We start from the raw sequence: 16,755 nt of genomic DNA, 5'->3' as shown, positions 1-16,755 counted from the left end.
CGTCAGTCCAGGTAACCCCGCAGCTGATCCGCGAACGCGTGATCGCGGAGTTTGTTCAGCGTCTTCGACTCGATCTGGCGGATCCGTTCGCGCGTCACCCCGAAGATCCGCCCTATCTCCTCCAGCGTGCGCGGCCGCCCGTCGGCGAGCCCGTAACGCAGTTGGACGACCTTGCGCTCGCGCTCGCCGAGCGTGGAGAGCACCGCCTCCAGGTGCTGGCGCAGCAGCAGGAACGCGGCGGACTCGACGGGCGAGGCGGCGTCGCCGTCCTCGATGAGGTCGCCGAGCGCGACGTCGTCCTCCTCCCCCACCGGCGCGTGCAGCGAGACCGGTTCCTGGGCGAGACGCAGCACCTCGCCGACCCGCTCCGGGGTGAGGTCGAGGTGGGCGGCGACCTCGTCGGGGGTCGGCTCGTAGCCGCGTTCCTGGAGCATCCGGCGCTGGACGCGCACCACGCGGTTGATGAGTTCGACGACGTGCACGGGGACGCGGATGGTGCGGGCCTGGTCGGCGAGCGCCCGCGACATGGCCTGGCGGATCCACCAGGTCGCGTACGTCGAGAACTTGTAGCCGCGCGCGTAGTCGAACTTCTCGACCGCCCGGATCAGCCCGAGGTTTCCCTCCTGGACCAGGTCGAGCATGGTGAGCCCGCGGCCCACGTACCGTTTGGCGACGGAGACCACCAGACGCAGGTTGGCCTCGATCAGGCGCCGTTTCGCCATCCGGCCCATGACGACCAACTTGTCGAGGTCCAGGGCGAGTTGGGAGTCCAGGTCGGGGGTGCTGGTCAGCTTCTCCTCGGCGAACAGGCCCGCTTCGACACGCCGCGCGAGCTCGACCTCCTCGGCCGCGGTGAGCAGCGGAATGCGGCCGATCTCGCGCAGATACTGGCGGAAGAGGTCGGAGGACGGGCCGCCGGTGTCCACCCGGCCCGGGCGTGGTTCGGGCGGCTCGGGGGCCTCCTCCTCGGTGACCGGCCCGGCCGCCGGACCCGCCGTCGGCCCGCCGGGCTCCGCCTCAGGGTGGTGCACGGCCCGCGACTGCTGCGGTACGGCCGTGACGACGTCGTTGTCGGTCAGGGTCTGGGTCTGCACGGGGGCGACCTCCAGGGTGATCGCTGCCGGATCGGGGGCGCCCGGCAGCGGGACGGGGGCGGCCGGGCCGCCTTCCGTCCCGTACACGACGAGCGGATCCGCGGGGGTGAGGTGCCCACCTCCCGGGGTGGGCCGGCCGCGCTCCGAGGACTCAGGCACCGCACCCCAGTGTGGGGTACGACACACCGTCGCCGCGACGGGCGTGCGGCGACTTTTTGAAGCCGGTGCGTGACCGGGTGGTTACGGGGGCGGACCTGCCGCCGCGCGCGCCCGAATGGCCCGAGGGGTCCTAGAGGGCCGCGGCGCCCTTGTTGCGCAGGGCCTGGCCGTACTGCTGAAGGACCCACAACTCGTTCTGCACGGCGGCCAGTTGGGCCGGGTCGCCGTTCTGGCCCAGGCGCGCCAGGGTGCCCTGGATGTCCAGGAGACGGCGGTCGACGGCCCGGCGGCGTACCGCCACCAACTGCTCGCCCGCGTACGCCTCGTCGACCGTACGGGCGTGGATGGCCTCGACGGCGAGCTCGGTGACGAGCGCGCGCACCACGTCGTTGGGCGCGCAGTCCATGACGGCCGGCAGATAGTCGGAGGGCGCGTCGGTGGCGCCGCCCGCGTCCTGGATGCACTGGCGGACCGCGGCATAGGGCGGGGCGGTGAACTCGTCCGTGCCGTACGCGTCGAACGCCGGGGACACCAGATGCGGATGCTGCAACGCCAGCTTGAGCAGCTCGCGTTCGGTGCGGTGGGCGGGGCTGCGCAGGTTCAGGGCGGGGCCGGGGCCCGCGGCGGGGCGCGGGGCGGCGCTCTCGTACTGCTGGCGGCGGTGCTGCGCGGGCGCGGGGCCCTTGCCGCCGCGGTCGCGGGCCCAGCGGGCGAGCTGGGCGACCCGCTTCACCACGAACTGGGTGTCCAGGATGCCGAGGATCCCGGCGAGTTGGACGGCCACCTCGTGCTGGGACGCCACGTTCTTGATGCGGGCGACGATGGGCGCCGCCTCGTCGAGGGCCGCGGCGCGGCCCGCCGGGGTCTCCAGGTCGTAGCGCTGGACGATCTGGCGGATGGCGAACTCGAAGAGCGGGGTGCGGGGCTGAACCAGGTCCGCCACCGCCTCGTCGCCCTTGGCCAGGCGCAGATCGCACGGGTCCATGTTGTCGGGCGCGATCGCGATGTACGTCTCGGCGGCGAACTTCTGGTCGTCCTCGAAGGCACGCAGGGCCGCCTTCTGGCCGGCCGCGTCACCGTCGAAGGTGAAGATCACCCGGGCCGAGCCGTTGTCCATGAGGAGCCGGCGCAGGATCTTGATGTGGTCGCCGCCGAAAGCCGTGCCGCACGTCGCGATGGCGGTGGTGACGCCCGCCAGATGACAGGCCATGACATCGGTGTACCCCTCGACGACCACCGCCCGGCTCGACTTGGCGATGTCCTTCTTCGCGAGGTCGATGCCGTACAGGACCTGGGACTTCTTGTAGATCGGGGTCTCGGGGGTGTTCAGGTACTTCGGCCCGTTGTCGTCGTCGCGCAGCTTGCGCGCGCCGAAACCGACGACCTCGCCCGACACGTCGCGGATCGGCCACATCAGCCGGCCACGGAAACGGTCGATGGGGTTGCGGCGGCTCTCCTGGGCGAGCCCGGAGGTCAGGAGCTCCTTGTCGGTGAAGCCCTTGCCGCGCAGGAAGCGCGTCAGATGGTCCCAGCCGGCCGGGCTGTAGCCCACCCCGAAGTGGGCGGCCGCCGCCTGGTCGAAGCCGCGCTCCGCGAGGAACTTGCGGCCGATCTCCGCCTCGGGGCCGTCCAGCTGCTCGATGTAGAACTGCGCGGCCGCCTTGTGCGCCTCGACCAGACGGATCCGCTCACCGCGCTGGTTGGACGGGTTGTAGCCGCCCTCCTCGTAGCGCAGCGTGATGCCCGCGGTGGCGGCGAGCCGCTCGACCGCCTCGGAGAACGACAGGTGGTCGATCTTCCGCACGAAGGCGATCGTGTCGCCGCCCTCCTGGCAGCCGAAACAGTGGAAGAGACCCTTGCTCGGGCTGACCTGGAAGGACGGCGACTTCTCGTCGTGGAAGGGGCACAGGCCCTTGAGGTTGCCGCCCCCGGCGTTGCGCAGCTGGAGGTACTCGGACACGACGGCGTCGATCGGGACCGCGTCCCGTACCGCCTTCACGTCGTCATCGTTGATCCTGCCTGCCACGCGTGAAGTCTACGGGGACTCAAGGACGCTCAGGGTGCGAGGGAGTCGAGCGGGACGGACGGATCGGCGAGCGCCTCGGCGTCCACCGGGGCGCCGCCCCGGATCAGCGCCTGGATCGGCGCTGTGACATCCCACACGTTGACGTTCATTCCGGCCAGCACCCGGCCCTCGCCCAGCCAGAACGCGATGAACTCCCGCTTGCCGGTGTCGCCCCGGATCACCACCTGGTCGTAGGAGCCCGGCGGCGCCCACCCCGAGTATTCGAGCCCGAGGTCGTACTGGTCGGAGAAGAAATAGGGGATGCGGTCGTACGTCACGTGCTGGTCCAGCATCGCGCGAGCGGCGGCCGGTCCCCCGTTGAGCGCGTTGGCCCAGTGTTCGACGCGCAGCCGGGTGTCTAGCAGCGGGTGGTGGACCGCGGCCACGTCGCCCGCGGCGAAGATGTCCGGGTCCGAGGTGCGCAGCGAGGCGTCCACGGCGATGCCGCCGCCGTGCGCCCGGTCGACCATGGCGAGCCCGGCCGTCTCGGCGAGCGAGGTGCGCGGGGCGGCGCCGATCGCGGCGAGCACGTCGTGCGCGAGGTGTTCCTCGCCGTCGTCGGTGCGGGCCGCGAGCACCAGGCCGTCCTGGCCGACGATCTCGGTGAGGCGGGCGCCGAAGTGGAAGCGCACCCCGTGCTCGGCGTGCAGGTCCGCGAAGAGCTGGCCCAGCTCGGGGCCGATCACGTTGTGCAGCGGGGTGGGCTCCGGCTCGACGACGGTGACCTCCGCGCCGTACCCCCGGGCGGCGGCCGCGACCTCCAGGCCGATCCAGCCGGCGCCCGAGATCACGAGGTGCCCGTTGTCGCGGCCGAGCGCCTTCAGGACGTGCCGCAGCCGCTCGGAGTGCGCAAGGCGGCGCAGATGGTGGACGCCCGCCAGATCGGTGCCGGGGATGTCCAGGCGGCGCGGCTCGGCGCCGGTGGCAAGGAGCAGCCGGTCGTACTGGATGAGGGCGCCGTCCCCGAGGCGGACCGTCTTGGCCTCGCGGTCGATGGCGGTGACGGTCTGGCCCAGGTGCAGCTCGATGTCGTTGCGCGCGTACCAGGCGGCCTCGTGCACGAAGACGCTGTCGCGCTCCTCCTTGCCGGAGAGGAACCCCTTGGACAGGGGCGGGCGTTCATAGGGGTGCTCGCGCTCGTCGCCGATGAGGATCACCCGCCCGTTGAAGCCCTCGGACCGGAGGGTCTCGGCGGCTTTCGCCCCCGCGAGACCGCCTCCGACAATGACGAATGTCCGATCTGCGTCGACCACTTGATGCCTCCTCGGTGCTTGCTGCGCGGCGCCGCCACCTGCGAGCGTCCCGCACGGAGCGTGATGGGGGAAGAGGGCTTGCTCCGTTGGGACGCGGGGACGGCCGGGATTACCGGTGGTGCACGGTGAGTCTGGAGTGCAACGAGCGGGCCGCCGCGTCGGTGAGCGAGGCGATCTGATCGACGATCACCCGCTTCCTCGTCCGCTCGTCGTCCGCCTCCTCGTACAGCGCCCGGAACTGCGGGTCGAGGCCCTCGGCGGGCGCCCGGGCGGTCAGCGCGTCCGCGAGCTCGGCCAGCACCACGCGCTGGTCGGCGCGGAGCCTCTCCTGCTCGTCGCGCTGCATTACATAGCGGTCGGCGACCGCCTTCAGTACGGCGCATTCGTTGCGCGCCGCGCGCGGCACCACCAGCTCCGCGCCGTACCGGGTCAGGTGCCCGGTGCCGAACGCGGCACGCGTCGCGCCCTCGGCGGCCAGGCAGAACCGGCCGATGAGCTGGCTCGTGGCGTCCTTGAGGCGGGCCTGCGAGACCGCCGAACCGTCGTAGCGGTGCGGCCACCAGTCCTGCTCGGTCAACCGCTCCAGGGCCTCGCTCAGCTCCTGGGGATCGGTGTCCTGCGGGACGTAACGGCCGATCGCGACCCGCCAGATGTCGGCCCGCTCCGTCTCGGAGCGCAGCGCGCCCGGGTCGATGTGCCCGGCGTGCAGACCGTCCTCGAAGTCGTGGACCGAGTACGCCACGTCGTCGGACCAGTCCATCACCTGGGCCTCGAAACACTTGCTGTAGGGCGTGGCGCCCTCCCTGACCCAGGCGAAGACCGGCAGGTCGTCCTCGTACACACCGAACTTCACCGAGGCCGGGTCGGTGGGGTGACCGCCGCGCGCCCAGGGGTACTTGGTCGCCGCGTCCAGCGCGGCCCGGGTGAGGTTGAGGCCGACGCTGACGGGCTTCCCGCTCTCCGCGGCCCGCACGAAGCGCTTCGGCTCCAGCCGGGTCAGCAGCCGCAGCGACTGGGCGTTGCCCTCGAAGCCGCCGATGTCCTTGGCGAAGTCGTTGAGCGCCTGCTCGCCGTTGTGCCCGAACGGCGGGTGCCCCATGTCGTGGGCGAGGCAGGCCGCTTCGACCAGGTCGGGGTCGCAGCCGAGGGCGGCGCCCAGCTCACGGCCGACCTGCGCGCACTCCAGCGAATGCGTCAGCCGGGTGCGGGGGCTCGCGTCCCAGGCCTGACTGCGCGAGCCCGGCGTGACGACCTGCGTCTTGCCGGACAGACGGCGCAGCGCCCCCGAGTGCAGCACCCGCGCGCGGTCGCGCTGGAAGGCGGTGCGGCCGGGCCGCTTGTCGGGCTCGGCGGCCCAGCGTTCGGTGTCGGCCTCGGCGTAGAACTCCATGCACCGACAGTAAACGCAGTCACCGACAACTGGGCTCAAGGATGTGTCGAGGATCGCCTCAGACGCAGACGAGTGCGGAGGTCAGAGCGGTGTCGCCGAGGACCGGCACCCGCGTCAACACCTGTGTGTAGCGGTGCAGTACGAGGCGGGCCATCGCCGGATGCGCCCCCAGGGGCGCCGCGGCGATCCACGGTGCCCGTGCCGCGCTCTGGGTCGCGAAACGTCCCGGGGCGGTGAAGTACGAGGCGATCGCGACGCGCCGCCTCCCGCGTGCGGCGAGGGCGTCAAGGGCCTCGGAGACGGTGGGCGAGGCTCCCGAGGCGTAGGCGGGCAGCACCGGCACCCCGCCGAGCCGCTCGCTGAGCAGCCGCGCGGTACGGCGGGTGTCGACAGCCGACTCGGGATCGCGGGATCCCGCGGCGGCGAGGACGACCCCGCTGCCGCGCCCGCCCGGGCCGTCGTGATCCCAGCCCGCTTCGACGAGCCGCCCGTACAACGCCTCGGCGAGCAGCGGATGCGGGCCGAGCGGGGCGGCGACACGGGCGGTCAGGTGCCGGCCCGAGGAGGCGAGGGTGTGGGGGATGTCGTGCTTGACGTGGTGGCCGCGGCCGAGCAGCAAAGGCACGACGACGGCCTCCCCGCGCAGGTCGGCGAGGGTGTCCGGCAGCAGCGGACGGTCGATCTCGATGTGGCCGAGCCGTACGTCGAGATCCGGGCGCAGGGCGCGGACCCGCTCCAGGAGCGCGGTGACCGTCCGCAGCGCGCCGGGGTCGCGGCTGCCGTGCGCGACGGCGACGAGGGCGGGGCGGGCGGTGGGTGTCATGGATCCGATCCTGTCGTGTCCACGTTGCCGGGTCGTTGCGGGGCGGTGACGGGTGTTTTCCGCCACCTCACGGCGGGTGGCGGAGCGGGGTGCGGGACGCCCGTGTCACAGGGCTGTACGGAGGCGGCGCGCGAACGAACCGGGGTGACGGCGTGCGCGTCCCTCTCCTCGTCAGCGAGCTGGATCACCCCAGGGGGCCCCATGTCGTACCCGCGGTTCACGAGGGCGCGCAGGCGATTGGAGCGGCCGCGTCTGCCGCGCACCCACGTCGGCAGGCGACGTCTGGTGCGGGGCGTCGTCGTCGCGTGCGTCCTCGCGCTCACGCCCGCGACCTGGGTGTACGCGAGCACCGGCGACCGCGTCGGCACCGTGGCCGACGCGCCGGCGGCCGGGGTCGCGGTCGTCTTCGGAGCCGGGCTGTGGGACGGCAAGCCCTCGCCGTACCTGGCCGATCGGCTCGACGCGGCCGTGGCGCTGTACCGGGCGGGCAAGGTGAAGGCGGTGCTGGTCACCGGCGACAACAGCCGCGCCGCCTATGACGAGCCCGACGCGATGCGCGGCTACCTCGTGGAGCACGGGGTGCCGGACAGGAACGTGGTCAGCGATTTCGCGGGTTTCGACACCTGGGACTCCTGTGTGCGGGCCAAGCAGGTCTTCGGCGTGGACCGGGCCGTCCTGGTCAGCCAGGGCTTCCACATCCGGCGTGCGGTGGCCCTGTGCGAGGCTGCGGGGGTGCGCTCCTACGGCGTCGGCGTCGACGCCCCGCACGATGTGACCTGGTACTACGGCGGCACCCGCGAGATCTTCGCCGCGAACAAGGCGCTGCTGGACGCCGTGTTCCACCCGGACCCGACGTTCCTGGGCCCGAAGGAACCGGGGGTACGGCGGGCACTGGCGGGCGAGGGGTGACGGGCGGCGGTCGGCGGCTGCCGGCCGGCAGATGACCGGTGAGAGGTGACAGGTGACAGATAGTGGATGGCGGATGACCACCGGCCAGTGACCTCATGCGCTGGCGGGCGCCGCCCCCGGCCCCTCCTCACCACGCCCCCTCCCCCGCGATGAGCCCCCCGCCCCGGCGGCGTAACCCGGGGGCGGGGGCGGGCGTAACACGGTCGGCGCAGGGTGGAGGGCATGCTCACCGATGCTCTCGCGCCCGCCCCCGTGACCGCCACCCACTGCCCGTACTGCTCGCTCCAGTGCGGCATGGGGCTGCGGGCGGCGAGTGACGCGGCGGGTGGTCTCGATGTGGTTCCGCGTGACTTCCCGGTGAACCGGGGCGCGCTGTGCGGCAAGGGCAGCACCGCGCCCGCCCTGCTCGCCCGGCCGCTGCGGCTGACCGAGCCGTTGATCCGCCGGCCCGCGTCCGGGCGGCTCGAACCGGCAAGCTGGGACGAGGCGTTGGCGCTGGTCGTCGAGCGTCTCGGCGCCGTACGCCGTGATCACGGAGCCGACGCCGTCGGCGTGTTCGGTGGTGGTGGGCTCACCAATGAGAAGGCGTACGCGCTGGGGAAGTTCGCGCGGGTGGTGCTCGGCACCTCGCAGATCGACTACAACGGGCGGTTCTGCATGTCGTCGGCGGCCGCCGCGCACCAGAGGGCGTTCGGTGTCGACCGGGGGCTGCCGTTTCCGCTGGCGGACGTCTCCCGGACCGGGTGCGTGATCCTGACGGGCTCCAACATGGCCGAGACCATGCCGCCCGCCGTCCGTCATCTTCGCGAACTGCGCGAGAACGGCGGCACGTTGATCGTCGTGGATCCGCGCAGGACGAAGACGGCCGAGCTGGCGGATCTGCATCTCGCGCCCCGGCCCGGTACCGATCTGGCGCTCGCGCTGGGTCTGCTGCACCTCGTGGTGGCCCAGGGCCACGTCGACGAGGAGTTCGTGCGGGAGCGGACGGCCGGGTGGGAGGCGGCGCGGGCGGCGGCGATGGCGCACTGGCCGGAGCTGGTGGAGAGGATCACCGGGGTTCCCGTGCCCCAACTCCGAGCGGCGGTGGACCTGTTCTGCGGGGCTACCGACGGCATGGTGCTGACGGCGCGCGGCGCCGAGCAGCACAGTACGGGCACGGACACCGTCGGCGCGTGGATCAACTTCTGTCTCGCGACGGGCCGGGCGGGCCGCCCGCTGTCCGGGTACGGCTGTCTCACCGGCCAGGGCAACGGCCAGGGCGGACGCGAACACGGCCAGAAAGCCGACCAGTTGCCGGGCTACCGCAAGCTCGCGGACCCGGCGGCGCGGGCGCACGTCGCCGGGGTGTGGGGCGTGGACCCGGACTCGCTCCCGGGCCCCGGACGCAGCGCCTACGAACTGCTCGACGCGCTGGGCGGCGAGGTGAAGGCGCTGCTGGTGATGGGCTCCAATCCGGTGGTGTCGGCGCCGCGCGCGACCCATGTCGAGGGCAGGTTGCGGGAGTTGGACTTCCTGGCCGTGGCGGACGTGGTGCTCTCGGAGACGGCCGCCCTCGCGGACGTCGTGCTTCCGGTGACGCAGTGGGCCGAGGAGACCGGCACGATGACCAACCTGGAGGGGCGGGTGCTGCTGCGGCGGGCCGCGATCACGCCTCCCGACGGCGTACGCAGCGATCTGCACGTCCTCAACTCCCTTGCGGAGAAGCTCGGTTGCGAGGTGACGGCCAAGAAGTTCCCGGCCGATCCGGAGGAGGTGTTCGAGGAGCTGAGGCTGGCGTCGGCGGGCGGGGCCGCGGACTATTCGGGCATCACGTATGCGCGGATCGAGGCGGAGGACGGGGTGTTCTGGCCGTGCCCGCAAGAGGGCCATCCGGGTACGCCCCGGCTGTTCCTCGACCGGTTCGCGACCGAGGACGGGCGGGCCAGGTTCGTGGAGGTCTCCTACCGCGAGGTGGACGAGGAGACCGACGCCGCCTACCCGCTGGTGCTCACGACGGGCCGGGTGCTGGCCCAGTACCAGTCGGGCGCGCAGACGCGGCGGGTGCCCGGGCTCAACGCGGCGGCGCCCGGCGCGTATGTCGAGATGCATCCGCTGGTCGCGGACCGGCTCGGGGTGGGCGACGGCGATCCGGTGACGGTGACCTCGCGCCGCGGGCGGGCCACGGCCCCGGCGCGGGTGACCGGCGCGATCCGTTCGGACACGGTGTTCATGCCGTTCCACTGGGCGGGCGAGGGCCGGGCCAACAACCTGACGAACCCGGCGCTCGACCCGGTCTCGAAGATGCCCGCGTTTAAGGCGTGCGCGGTCCGGGTGGAGCGGGCCGCGCCGGCCGGCTGAGCCAGTCGCCGCCGGGGATCGCCACGCCGTGGGCGAGCAGCTCGCGGGCGAGGCGTGGGGCGGCCAGATAGACCCAGGCCCGCGTGCACCGCCCGTCGACGACCGCCTCGCGCACCAGGCGGTCGTAAAGGTTGCGGGGGTGGCCGGGCCCTCGGTACTCCTCCAACCCATCCAGCGCCGCGAGGAGTTCGGCGTGGTCGGCGGGGTGGACCTCGATAAGGGTGCCCGTGATCGTGCCGTTCCCGGCTATGGCGTAGGGGTAGCCGGGGCCCTCGTACAGGAGGGCGCCGTGCAGGAGCGCGGGGCGCTCGCGGAGGGTACGGCCGCGCAGGAAGCGCCGGTGGTAGCGCTCGCCCGGGCGGAGCGTGCCGTACACGAAGAAGGGGAGCGGGGGCGGGGGCCCGGCGGCGGAGGTCATCGGGCGACCGTCTCGGCCGTGATCCAGGACAGATAGGCGGGGCTGCCGGCCACCACGGGAGTGGCGACGATCTCGGGGGTCTCGTAGTCGTGGGCGGCCAGGAGATGGCGTTCGAGCGCCGGGTAGCGGGCGGCGGTGGTCTTGAAGAGGACCTGCCACTCCTGGGTGGTCTCGATGCCGCCGGCCCAGTGGTAGACGGAGGTGACGGGGCCCGCCACCTGCGCGCACGCCGCGAGGCGGGCCTCCACCGCGCCCCGGGCGAGCGCCGCCGCCTTGTCCTGGCTGTCGGTCGTCGTCTGTACGGTCAGCACGGTCGGCGTGTCGGCCGATGTCATGGCTTCCTCCTCGGTCGAGCCCGGGTCGAGCGGCCGGGCCAGCCCGGCCGGGACGGCGGGAGGCGCCCGGCCGGGACGTCGGCCCTGATCCTGCCGGACGGCGCGGGGCTTACGCACGGCTGCCATCTGACATCTGCCATCTGCCATCTGTCAGCTGTCAGCTGTCAGCTGTCGGATGGCAGCCGTCAGCGGTCAGCGGTCACCAGCCCGTCCGGGAGTGCAGTGCCGCGTCCGCTCAACCGGCGTACGGCCGCACCGCCTTCGCCTGGCGCAGGGCGTGCGCCCACCACGCCACCTGGTCGAGCATCTTCTTCACCGCCGCGTCCGCCTGCGAGGGCTCCCGGTGCTCGCCGTTCTCGTCGAAGAGGCCGTGCACATGCTGGAAGCTGACCGTGTCCCGCACCGTGACGGAGTGCGTTTCGGCGAAGACCTGCCGCAGCTGCTCGACCGCGCGCAGACCGCCGGAGATCCCGCCGTACGAGACGAAGCCGACCGGCTTGGCCTGCCACTGCACGAAGTGCCAGTCGATCAGGTTCTTGAGGGCGGCGGGGAAGGAGTGGTTGTACTCGGGAGTGATCACGACGAAGGCGTCGGCGTCCGCCAACTTGGGTGAGATGACGGCGAGTTGGGCCTGTACGGCGGGCGAGGGCTGGTGGGAGAGGGCGGTCGGCAGCTCGGTTTCGGCGAGGTCGAGCACCTCGATGTCGAGGCCCTGGTGTTCGCGGGCCCGGGCGAGGAACCAGTCGGCGACGACCGGGGCGAACCGGCCCTCGCGGTTGGAGGCGATGATGACGGTGAGGCGGGGAGCGGCCTGTTCGGCCGTGGTGATGTCCATGCCGAGAAGGATTCAACCTCAAGCGAACTTGAGGTCAAGCCCGGTCCGGTGGGCGAACTATCTTGTGCCGCATGACACTTCCGTACGTCGAGATCGACGGCCGTCCCGCCGATGCCGAGAATCTGCTCGTCCCCGCGCTGACCGGCGGCTATGGCCACTTCACGGCGATGCAGGTTCGTGACGGAAGGGTGCGCGGACTCGCCCACCACCTGACCCGGCTCGACCGGGCCAACCGCGAGCTGTTCGGGCCCGCTCTGGACGTCCAACGCGTCCGCTCGCTGATCGCCCGCGCCCTCGCCGGCTCCGGGCAGACCGACGCGTCGGTACGGGTCTATGTGTACGGGCCGGCCGAGGCGCCCACGCCGATGGTCGTGGTGAAGGGGCCGGCCGAGATGCCGTCCACCGCGCAGTCGCTCCTTTCGGTGCCGTACGAGCGGCCGGTCGCCCACATCAAGCACCTCGGCGGTTTCGCCCAGGGCTACTACAGCCGCCTCGCCCAGCGCCAGGGGTTCAGCGAGGCCCTGCTGACCGGCCCCGGCGGCGTCATCGCGGAGGGCGCGATCACCAACATCGCGTTCTGGGACGGCACTTCGGTGGTCTGGCCGGACCGTCCCGCGCTGCTCGGCATCACCAAGGCGGTGCTCGACCCGCGGCTCGCGGCGTACGGCCTGAAGTCGACGCACCGCGAGGTGACGCTGGCCGGGCTCGACGCGTACAGCGCGGCGTTCGTCACCAACGCGCGGGGCATCGCGCCGGTGGGCCGGATCGACGAGCGGGCGTTCGCGGTCGACGCGGAGCTGATGAAGGTGGTGTGGCGGGCGTTCGAGGAGGCGCCCTGGGATGTGATCGACCCCGGGTGACGGTCACCCGTACGGCCCACCCCCTGTCACTCTTTCGTCCCCCGCCGGCGGGCGGAGCGGCCCGGACGCCTCTTAGGTCGTAGGCAGAAGCACTTGCCGCGCCTCCGGAGGATCCATGCGTTCTGCCCGAATCCTGACCAGTGCGCTGCTCACGTCCGCCGCCGTGCTGGGCCCGGCGGGTGCGCTCGCGCATGCCGACAGCGCGCCCGGCGGCCCGCCCGGGTACGCGGAGAACGTGCCGGGCGGCGCGCTCGAACTGTGGCCGACGAGCGCCTCGCCGGGTGCCACGGTGACCGCGAACACCACGGCCTGCGGGTCGTCGGGGCGCGCCACGGGGGACGCGAACGCGGTGGGCGCGGGTGACTTCCCGATGACGGCTTCCACCCACAAGGAGGTGCTGGCCGGGCAGTTCCAGGTCGCCTCCCCCACCAAGCCGGGCAGTTTTCCCATCCGGGTGAGTTGCGAGAACGGCCATGTCGTCGAGGCCAAGCTCACGATCAGCGGCAAGGGCGAGCACGAGCAGTGGACCAAGGACAAGCCGTGGGACCCGGGCGCCCAGCAGGGCCGCGACAAGGCGTGGGGCCACGACGACCAGCACGGCCGTGACAAGGGGTGGGGCCACGACGAGCAGCAGTCGCTGGACCACGGCAAGGGGTGGGAGGGCAACGACCCGCACGGGCATGTGAAGACCGGGGTCGGCGGCAGCATCGGCCCCGACACCACCGAGATCGCGGCGGGCGTGGCGGTACTGGCCGCGGCCGCCGTGGGCGGCACCTGGCTGCTGCGTCGCCGGGCGAGCGGCGCGCAGGGCCGGGGCTGACCGCCCTTGTCGGCCCCGGCCCCGGCGGCGGCTCCAACGTCGGTCCCGGCCCCGGTCCCGGCGTCGGCCCCCGCCTCGGCGTTGGTCGCCCGGCGCAATGCGTGCTGGCTGGTGGTGGTTGCCGCGTTCGTAGGGCTCTGGCTGATCGAGCACGGCCTGGAATCCGTGGAGCCGCCGCGGCCGTCGGCGGCCGAGGCGTTCACGGCGGGGCCGGCAGCCGCCGGTGACGGCGTCGGCGCCCACCCCCCGGCGGGCTCCGCCGCGCGGGCCCGGCTCGTTGCCCCGCCGCCCGACGGCCTGCCGCCTTCGGCGCCCGTGCGGATCAGGATCGCCTCGATCGGGGTGGACGCGCCGGTGATGCGCCTCGGGCTCGGCCCGGACCACAGCCTGGACGTGCCGCCCCCGGGGAGCACCCAGATGGCCGGCTGGTACAAGGACGGCGCTGCGCCGGGCGCCACGGGCACCGCCGTGATGGCCGGCCACGTCGACGACACCCGCGGCCCCGCCGTGTTCTACGCGCTCGGCGCCCTGAAGAAGGGCACCCGGGTCGAGGTCTCCCGCGAGGACGGGCGGACCGCGGTCTTCGACATCGACGCGGTCGAGGTGTACGAGAACGAGGCGTTCCCGGACACCAAGGTGTACGGGGCCGCCGCGCGGCCGGAGCTGCGGTTGATCACCTGCGGCGGCGGCTTCTCGAAGAAGACCGGCTACCGGGGCAATGTGGTCGCCTTCGCCCATCTGACCGGGGTCGTCGAGGCCACCGCGCCGGGCAACCCGGCCGGAGCCCACTGAGCCCCACCCCTTCCAACTTCCTTGGATATAAAGCGCTTTCGGCCCTCACCGCCCTCCGGACGCTTGCGCGAGGTCCGGGCCGGGGGCTGTTGGGGCGCGGTCGGGAGCGGGGGGCGCGGCCGGGGTGACGGTGACGGCCAGGAAGGTGGCCGCGAGGGCGCTGGCTGCGGTGAGCCCCGCGGCGAGCCGGCGCCGGGCACGGTCGAGGGGAGCGGGGGTGGCGCACTTGCGGTGTCGGGCCATGGTGCGGCGGTTTCCTCATATGTGTAGGGCCTGCTGGGCTATGTGCGGGCGGGGGTGTTCGGGGCGGTCGGCACCGTCGGCGGGTCGGACTTCAGAAACAGAACCGCTCGGTGTGGATGCGCTGTTGGAGCACTCCCGCCTTGATGAGCGAGGCGATGGCTGCGTCGGCCATCGGGGTGGGACCGCACAGATAGACGTCGTGTTCGGCCAGCTCGGGAACGAGGTTGCGCAGCGCTTGGGGTGCGAGCGGGTCGAAGGACGCGTCGGACGGGCCGAGCAGGTAGTGCAGCGCGGCCCCGCGCTGCGCGGCGATGGCCTCCAGCTCGTCGCGCAGCACCAACTGTGCGGCGTTGCCGGCCCGGTAGAGGAGGGTGAGGTCGCCGGGTGCCGCGGGCAGCGTCTCGAAGAGGACCCGCATCGGCGTGATGCCGACGCCGCCCGCCAGGAGCAGCACTTTGCGGCGGGTGCGGCGGTGCGCCGTCATCGCGCCGAACGGTCCGCTCGCCAGCACCCGGGTCCCGGGGCGAAGCCGCCGCATCCGCCGGCTGTGCACCCCGAGGGCCTTCACCGTGATCCGTACGGTGTCGTCCCTGACCGGTGCGGACAGCGAGAACGGCAACGAGGTGTGCCACAGCCTGCGTTGCACGAACCGCCAGCGCATGAACTGCCCGGGTTCGGCGCGCAGCGCGTCGAGCCCGGTGCCGCGCATGACGACGGACACGACGTCCGGGCTCTCGTCGCGCACCTCGACGACGCGCAGACCGTGCCGCAGCGCCTGCCGCACGGGGACCACCCCGCGGTACCAGACGATGAGCACGGCGACCGTGGCGTGCACCATCGCCCAGGCCCACACTGTGAGCGGGCCGGAGGCCACATCGGGGCCGACGAGTTGGTGGGCGAAGGCGAGCGCGGCCCCCAGATAGGTGAGGAAGTGCAGCGCGCGCCAGGTCTCCTGCGAGAGCCGTGCCCGTGCGGCCCGCACCGAGCTGACCCCGGCGGCACCCAATGCGACCGTGCCCAGCGCGGCCGCCACAATGCCTTGGTAGCCGAGCAGTTGCCCGGCCGAACGCACCAGATCACCCCCGTTGTACGCGGCGTATCCACACACCGCCAGCGCCAGGTGCGCGCCCACCAGGCCCAGGACGTAGCGGCCCCCCAGCGCGTGCCAACGCGCCAGCCGGTCCGCGCCGACCCCGTGTTCCACGGCCGGCACGCGGGCCATGAGCAACAGCATCACCAGGATTCCGTAGCCGGCCAGCAGCCCCGACAGATGGGCCCCGCTCGCGAACAGCGCGTCCAGCCGCGCGGACGGCTCGGCCTGGCTCCCCCACAGCAGCCCCACCGCCCCGGCCCCCGCCACCACCCCGCGTCGCATCACCCGCGGCCGGACCCGCAGCGGCGGCCCCACCACCGCACCGACCGGGCGCACCCGATCCCCCTCGTCGAAGCCCCCTCGGGCGGGGACACCCGAGGGGTGCACCTGGTGCGCCTGCTTCACTTGCTGCGCTTGCTGCGCCAGGTAGGCGGACAGCGCTGGGTACGCGGCTGGCTGCGGGTCGGTGGCCTCGATCGTCACGCCCGGCAGCCTAGGTCGGCCCGGTGCCCCAAAGGCCCTGGTCAGAGCCGGATCGCGGATCCTTAAGGCGCCCTTGAGGAAGGGCTGACCGCCGATTAAGCCGGCCGACCGCGACCCGTGACTCGGCGCCCGGTCAGGTCGCGTCGCGGTCCAGATAGCGCAGGACCGCGAGCACCCGTCGGTGGCCCGACTCCGAGGGCGGCAGGTCCAGCTTGGTGAAGATGTTCGCGATGTGTTTCTCCACCGCTCGCTCCGACACCCCGAACCCCTCGGCGATGGCGTGGTTGGTGCGGCCCTCCGCCATCAGGCCGAGCACCTCGCGCTCGCGCGGGGTGAGCTTGTCGAGCGCTGCGGCCCGCCGGCTCGCCCCGAACAGTTGGGCCACCACCTCCGGATCCAGGGCGGTGCCGCCGGCCGCGACCCGCTCCAGCGCGTTCACGAACTCCCCGATGTCCACGACGCGTTCCTTCAGGAGGTAACCGACCCCCGCCCCACCGTCCCCGATGAGCTGCGCCGCGTACTTGGTCTCCACATACTGCGAGAAGATCAGCACCCCGGTGTCCGGCGCGGTGCGGCGGATCTGCACGGCCGCACGCAACCCCTCGTCCGTCTGCGTCGGCGGGAGCCGGATGTCCACGACCGCCGCGTCCGGGCGGTGTTCGGTGACCGCCGCGAGCAGTGCCTGCGCGTCCTGGACCGCGGCCGCGACCTCCACTCCCCGCATTTCCAGCAGCTGCACGAGTCCGTCGCGCAGGATCGAGGAGTCCTCGGCGATGACGACGCGCATGAATGACCCACCCTGCTCTCGGCGTTCGCACCGTTCCCCGTGCGCGGACCGCTCTCCTT

16 protein-coding genes are annotated in these 16,755 nt (G+C 72.8%); 5 read left to right on the top strand and 11 right to left on the bottom strand.

Annotated elements, in window-relative coordinates:
* Positions 1-2: 2 nt before the first annotated feature.
* From DWB77_RS26130 to DWB77_RS26110, 5 genes are all read right to left on the bottom strand, one after another.
* The gene (locus DWB77_RS26130; RefSeq protein ID WP_120723647.1) at positions 3-1,253 is read right to left on the bottom strand and encodes an RNA polymerase sigma factor; all 1,251 of its coding nucleotides are present in this window, start codon (positions 1,251-1,253) and stop codon (positions 3-5) included.
* 130 nt (positions 1,254-1,383) lie between these two features.
* A complete protein-coding gene (dnaG, locus tag DWB77_RS26125) occupies positions 1,384-3,279 on the bottom strand; it encodes a DNA primase (protein WP_120723645.1) in 1,896 nt (631 codons plus the stop codon).
* A 29-nt stretch (positions 3,280-3,308) separates the two neighbouring features.
* Positions 3,309-4,571 carry an NAD(P)/FAD-dependent oxidoreductase gene (locus tag DWB77_RS26120; protein WP_120723644.1) on the bottom strand — a complete coding sequence of 421 codons (1,263 nt, stop codon included), beginning with the start codon at positions 4,569-4,571 and terminating at the stop codon, positions 3,309-3,311.
* Between the two features lie 109 nt (positions 4,572-4,680).
* Positions 4,681-5,961, bottom strand: a complete 1,281-nt coding sequence (locus DWB77_RS26115; RefSeq protein WP_120723642.1) for a deoxyguanosinetriphosphate triphosphohydrolase — start codon at positions 5,959-5,961, stop codon at positions 4,681-4,683.
* A 58-nt stretch (positions 5,962-6,019) separates the two neighbouring features.
* Positions 6,020-6,784: a sirohydrochlorin chelatase gene (locus DWB77_RS26110; protein WP_120723640.1), complete on the bottom strand. Its 765-nt coding sequence runs from the start codon at positions 6,782-6,784 to the stop codon at positions 6,020-6,022.
* Between the two features lie 201 nt (positions 6,785-6,985).
* Between DWB77_RS26110 and DWB77_RS26105 the strand changes: the two genes are divergently transcribed.
* Together DWB77_RS26105 and DWB77_RS26100 are read left to right on the top strand one after the other, a co-directional pair.
* On the top strand, positions 6,986-7,693 hold the full coding sequence (locus tag DWB77_RS26105) for a SanA/YdcF family protein (protein ID WP_120723638.1): 708 nt from the start codon (positions 6,986-6,988) through the stop codon (positions 7,691-7,693).
* Positions 7,694-7,915: 222 nt separating this feature from the next.
* Complete coding sequence (locus DWB77_RS26100; protein WP_120723636.1) at positions 7,916-10,030, top strand: molybdopterin oxidoreductase family protein; 2,115 nt, start codon at positions 7,916-7,918, stop codon at positions 10,028-10,030.
* Here the strand turns inward: DWB77_RS26100 and DWB77_RS26095 are convergent.
* The 3 genes from DWB77_RS26095 to DWB77_RS26085 all read right to left on the bottom strand — a co-directional run bounded on the left by DWB77_RS26095 (position 9,984) and on the right by DWB77_RS26085 (position 11,618).
* Positions 9,984-10,448 (bottom strand): gamma-glutamylcyclotransferase family protein, encoded by a 465-nt coding sequence (locus DWB77_RS26095; RefSeq protein WP_120723634.1) that lies wholly within the window; start codon positions 10,446-10,448, stop codon positions 9,984-9,986. The genes DWB77_RS26100 and DWB77_RS26095 overlap by 47 nt on opposite strands.
* On the bottom strand, positions 10,445-10,783 hold the full coding sequence (cutA, locus tag DWB77_RS26090) for a divalent-cation tolerance protein CutA (protein ID WP_120723632.1): 339 nt from the start codon (positions 10,781-10,783) through the stop codon (positions 10,445-10,447). The genes DWB77_RS26095 and cutA overlap by 4 nt, the downstream gene beginning before the upstream one ends.
* Before the next feature lie 235 nt (positions 10,784-11,018).
* Positions 11,019-11,618, bottom strand: coding sequence for an NADPH-dependent FMN reductase (locus tag DWB77_RS26085; protein ID WP_120723630.1), 600 nt, complete (start codon positions 11,616-11,618; stop codon positions 11,019-11,021).
* A 71-nt stretch (positions 11,619-11,689) separates the two neighbouring features.
* Between DWB77_RS26085 and DWB77_RS26080 the strand changes: the two genes are divergently transcribed.
* The 3 genes from DWB77_RS26080 (at position 11,690) to DWB77_RS26070 (ending at position 14,090) form a co-directional block, all read left to right on the top strand.
* Positions 11,690-12,478: an aminotransferase class IV gene (locus tag DWB77_RS26080; protein ID WP_120723628.1), complete on the top strand. Its 789-nt coding sequence runs from the start codon at positions 11,690-11,692 to the stop codon at positions 12,476-12,478.
* Positions 12,479-12,593: 115 nt separating this feature from the next.
* Positions 12,594-13,298: a hypothetical protein gene (locus tag DWB77_RS26075; protein ID WP_120723626.1), complete on the top strand. Its 705-nt coding sequence runs from the start codon at positions 12,594-12,596 to the stop codon at positions 13,296-13,298.
* A 111-nt stretch (positions 13,299-13,409) separates the two neighbouring features.
* The gene (locus tag DWB77_RS26070) at positions 13,410-14,090 is read left to right on the top strand and encodes a class F sortase (protein ID WP_246033638.1); all 681 of its coding nucleotides are present in this window, start codon (positions 13,410-13,412) and stop codon (positions 14,088-14,090) included.
* Positions 14,091-14,135: 45 nt separating this feature from the next.
* On the opposite strand, the gene DWB77_RS26065 is transcribed toward DWB77_RS26070, so the two are convergent.
* The 3 genes from DWB77_RS26065 to DWB77_RS26055 all read right to left on the bottom strand — a co-directional run bounded on the left by DWB77_RS26065 (position 14,136) and on the right by DWB77_RS26055 (position 16,696).
* Positions 14,136-14,333, bottom strand: coding sequence for a hypothetical protein (locus DWB77_RS26065; protein WP_120723622.1), 198 nt, complete (start codon positions 14,331-14,333; stop codon positions 14,136-14,138).
* A 91-nt stretch (positions 14,334-14,424) separates the two neighbouring features.
* Positions 14,425-15,909: a ferredoxin reductase family protein gene (locus tag DWB77_RS26060; protein ID WP_246033637.1), complete on the bottom strand. Its 1,485-nt coding sequence runs from the start codon at positions 15,907-15,909 to the stop codon at positions 14,425-14,427.
* Between the two features lie 133 nt (positions 15,910-16,042).
* A complete protein-coding gene (locus DWB77_RS26055; RefSeq protein ID WP_120723621.1) occupies positions 16,043-16,696 on the bottom strand; it encodes a response regulator in 654 nt (217 codons plus the stop codon).
* Between the last annotated feature and the right edge of the window lie 59 nt (positions 16,697-16,755).

Origin of the sequence: Streptomyces hundungensis, assembly GCF_003627815.1 — a bacterium.
GTDB lineage: Bacteria > Actinomycetota > Actinomycetes > Streptomycetales > Streptomycetaceae > Streptomyces > Streptomyces hundungensis_A.
The sequence above is the reverse complement of the archived record's forward strand: the minus strand, read 5'-3'. Positions and strand labels throughout refer to the sequence as shown.

What these genes read in the sequence shown, in the direction of transcription:
- DWB77_RS26115 (WP_120723642.1), bottom strand. Translation starts at nt 5,961, where the DNA reads ATGGAGTTCTACGCCGAGGCCGACACCGAACGCTGGGCCGCCGAGCCC.
- DWB77_RS26110 (WP_120723640.1), bottom strand. Translation starts at nt 6,784, where the DNA reads ATGACACCCACCGCCCGCCCCGCCCTCGTCGCCGTCGCGCACGGCAGC.
- DWB77_RS26105 (WP_120723638.1), top strand. Translation starts at nt 6,986, where the DNA reads ATGTCGTACCCGCGGTTCACGAGGGCGCGCAGGCGATTGGAGCGGCCG.
- DWB77_RS26100 (WP_120723636.1), top strand. Translation starts at nt 7,916, where the DNA reads ATGCTCACCGATGCTCTCGCGCCCGCCCCCGTGACCGCCACCCACTGC.
- DWB77_RS26095 (WP_120723634.1), bottom strand. Translation starts at nt 10,448, where the DNA reads ATGACCTCCGCCGCCGGGCCCCCGCCCCCGCTCCCCTTCTTCGTGTAC.
- cutA (WP_120723632.1), bottom strand. Translation starts at nt 10,783, where the DNA reads ATGACATCGGCCGACACGCCGACCGTGCTGACCGTACAGACGACGACC.
- DWB77_RS26085 (WP_120723630.1), bottom strand. Translation starts at nt 11,618, where the DNA reads ATGGACATCACCACGGCCGAACAGGCCGCTCCCCGCCTCACCGTCATC.
- DWB77_RS26080 (WP_120723628.1), top strand. Translation starts at nt 11,690, where the DNA reads ATGACACTTCCGTACGTCGAGATCGACGGCCGTCCCGCCGATGCCGAG.
- DWB77_RS26075 (WP_120723626.1), top strand. Translation starts at nt 12,594, where the DNA reads ATGCGTTCTGCCCGAATCCTGACCAGTGCGCTGCTCACGTCCGCCGCC.
- DWB77_RS26065 (WP_120723622.1), bottom strand. Translation starts at nt 14,333, where the DNA reads ATGGCCCGACACCGCAAGTGCGCCACCCCCGCTCCCCTCGACCGTGCC.
- DWB77_RS26055 (WP_120723621.1), bottom strand. Translation starts at nt 16,696, where the DNA reads ATGCGCGTCGTCATCGCCGAGGACTCCTCGATCCTGCGCGACGGACTC.